At 49.6% G+C, this 3,212-nt stretch carries 1 tRNA gene, 1 rRNA gene and 1 other annotated feature (1 of these 3 running past the window's edge); both genes read right to left on the bottom strand.

Annotated features, from left to right (window positions below):
• Positions 1-1,140 (bottom strand) — a sequence feature (mutual gap in cmsearch alignment for this rRNA model is longer than 100) (it extends 1,877 nt beyond the left edge of the window).
• A gap of 216 nt (positions 1,141-1,356) precedes the next feature.
• Positions 1,357-1,432 (bottom strand) — tRNA-Glu (locus tag DK430_RS12955).
• A 94-nt stretch (positions 1,433-1,526) separates the two neighbouring features.
• Positions 1,527-3,067, bottom strand: a 16S ribosomal RNA gene (locus tag DK430_RS12950).
• Between the last annotated feature and the right edge of the window lie 145 nt (positions 3,068-3,212).

Below are 3,212 nucleotides of genomic sequence, written 5' to 3'. Positions count from 1 at the left end.
TCAGCCCCGTTACATCTTCCGCGCAGGCCGACTCGACTAGTGAGCTATTACGCTTTCTTTAAATGATGGCTGCTTCTAAGCCAACATCCTAGCTGTCTAAGCCTTCCCACTTCGTTTCCCACTTAATATAGACTTTGGGACCTTAGCTGGCGGTCTGGGTTGTTTCCCTCTCCACGACGGACGTTAGCACCCGCCGTGTGTCTCCTGAGTATCACTCTTTGGTATTCGTAGTTTGCATCGGGTTGGTAAGCCGGGATGGCCCCCTAGCCGAAACAGTGCTCTACCCCCAAAGGTGTCCGCTCAAGGCTCTACCTAAATAGATTTCGGGGAGAACCAGCTATCTCCCGGTTTGATTGGCCTTTCACCCCCAGCCACAAGTCATCCGCTAATTTTTCAACATTAGTCGGTTCGGTCCTCCAGTTAGTGTTACCCAACCTTCAACCTGCCCATGGCTAGATCACCGGGTTTCGGGTCTATACCTTGCAACTAGACGCCCAGTTAAGACTCGGTTTCCCTTCGGCTCCCCTATTCGGTTAACCTCGCTACAAAATATAAGTCGCTGACCCATTATACAAAAGGTACGCAGTCACCCTTACAGGCTCCCACTGCTTGTACGTACAAGGTTTCAGGTTCTATTTCACTCCGGTCACCCCGGTTCTTTTCGCCTTTCCTTCACAGTACTGGTTCACTATCGGTCAATCAGGAGTATTTAGCCTTAGAGGATGGTCCCCCTCTCTTCAAACAGGATATCACGTGTCCCGCCTTACTTGTCGTTAGCTCAGTACCACGACCCGGACTTCGAGTACGGGGCTATCACCCTGTGTCGCCATACTTCCCAGTATGTTCCTCTGTCTCTGTCGCTATCACTAACAGGCTCTTTCGCTTTCGCTCGCCGCTACTCACAAAATCTCGGTTGATTTCTTTTCCTCGGGGTACTTAGATGTTTCAGTTCTCCCGGTTCGCCTCTTATACCTATGTGTTCAGTATAAGATAGTGGGTTCTTCACCCACTGGGTTTCCCCATTCGGATATCTTGGATTAAACGCCTCTTATCGACTCATCCAAGCTTTTCGCAGATTAGCACGTCCTTCTTCGCCTCTGATTGCCAAGGCATCCACCTTGTACGCTTTGTCACTTAACCATACAACCTCAAGTATTCTTCCCGCTCATCTCTAAAGGCTAACTCACCCCTAAATCATGAAGCGTACATAAAACACTTAAGCGACGATTAATAACAGTTTTAATCTAAGAGCAATCGCCTTTTATCAATCACTCTTACTCAGACTTTCTTGAAAGTCTCGTTTTCAGCTTGTTTCCGGATTTTTAAAGAACAGAAAGATGAAAAATCATCTTTAAATGGCGTCCCCACGGGGATTCGAACCCCGGTTACCGCCGTGAAAGGGCGATGTCCTAGGCCTCTAGACGATGGGGACAGCATATAAAGATGCTCTCTTCTCTTCGTTGATGTTCTTCTCTTGTCTACAACCATCAAACAAACTGTGTGAACACTTAAAGTCGCCTTCTCGGTAAGGAGGTGATCCAACCGCAGGTTCCCCTACGGTTACCTTGTTACGACTTCACCCCAGTCATGAATCATACCGTGGTAAACGCCCTCCCGAAGGTTAAGCTATCTACTTCTGGTACAACCCACTCCCATGGTGTGACGGGCGGTGTGTACAAGGCCCGGGAACGTATTCACCGCGACATTCTGATTCGCGATTACTAGCGATTCCGACTTCATGGAGTCGAGTTGCAGACTCCAATCCGGACTTAGACGTACTTTCTGAGATTCACTCCCCATCGCTGGTTGGTTACCCTCTGTATACGCCATTGTAGCACGTGTGTAGCCCTACTCGTAAGGGCCATGATGACTTGACGTCATCCCCACCTTCCTCCGGTTTATCACCGGCAGTCTCCTTTGAGTTCCCATCTCTACATGCTGGCAACAAAGGATAAGGGTTGCGCTCGTTGCGGGACTTAACCCAACATTTCACAACACGAGCTGACGACAGCCATGCAGCACCTGTCTCAGAGCTCCCGAAGGCACACTCGCATCTCTGCAAGCTTCTCTGGATGTCAAGAGTAGGTAAGGTTCTTCGCGTTGCATCGAATTAAACCACATGCTCCACCGCTTGTGCGGGCCCCCGTCAATTCATTTGAGTTTTAACCTTGCGGCCGTACTCCCCAGGCGGTCGATTTATCACGTTAGCTTCGGGCACCAGAGTTATACCCCAATCCCCAAATCGACAGCGTTTACAGCGTGGACTACCAGGGTATCTAATCCTGTTTGCTCCCCACGCTTTCGCACATGAGCGTCAGTACATTCCCAAGGGGCTGCCTTCGCCTTCGGTATTCCTCCACATCTCTACGCATTTCACCGCTACACGTGGAATTCTACCCCTCCCTAAAGTACTCTAGACTCCCAGTCTGAAATGCAATTCCCAGGTTAAGCCCGGGGATTTCACACCTCACTTAAAAGTCCGCCTGCGTGCCCTTTACGCCCAGTTATTCCGATTAACGCTCGCACCCTCCGTATTACCGCGGCTGCTGGCACGGAGTTAGCCGGTGCTTCTTCTGTGATTAACGTCAATCACTTAGCCTATTAAACTAAGCGCCTTCCTCACCACCGAAAGAACTTTACAACCCGAAGGCCTTCTTCATTCACGCGGCATGGCTGCGTCAGGGTTGCCCCCATTGCGCAATATTCCCCACTGCTGCCTCCCGTAGGAGTCTGGACCGTGTCTCAGTTCCAGTGTGGCTGGTCATCCTCTCAGACCAGCTAGAGATCGACGGCTTGGTAGGCCTTTACCCCACCAACTACCTAATCCCACTTGGGCTCATCCTATGGCATGTGGCCTTACGGTCCCACACTTTCATCTCCCGATTCTACGCGGTATTAGCGACAGTTTCCCGTCGTTATCCCCCTCCATAAGCCAGATTCCCAAGCATTACTCACCCGTCCGCCACTCGTCAGCATAAGTACAAGTACTTACCTGCTACCGTTCGACTTGCATGTGTTAAGCCTGCCGCCAGCGTTCAATCTGAGCCATGATCAAACTCTTCAGTTCAAAAAGTTTAATCGCTCAATATTGCTGACTTCATTAATCTGTTAATAAACGAATTGTCAAAGCACTATCTCACTCTATTTCTAAATCTATCAAAAACGAATCTTCAAGTGCCCACACAGTTTGTCTGATTGATTGTTAAAGAACA

Origin of the sequence: Aggregatibacter kilianii (genome assembly GCF_003129965.1) — a bacterium.
GTDB lineage: Bacteria > Pseudomonadota > Gammaproteobacteria > Enterobacterales > Pasteurellaceae > Aggregatibacter > Aggregatibacter kilianii_A.
Note: the sequence above shows the minus strand (reverse complement) of the source record. Positions and strands in the feature narration are given on the sequence as shown.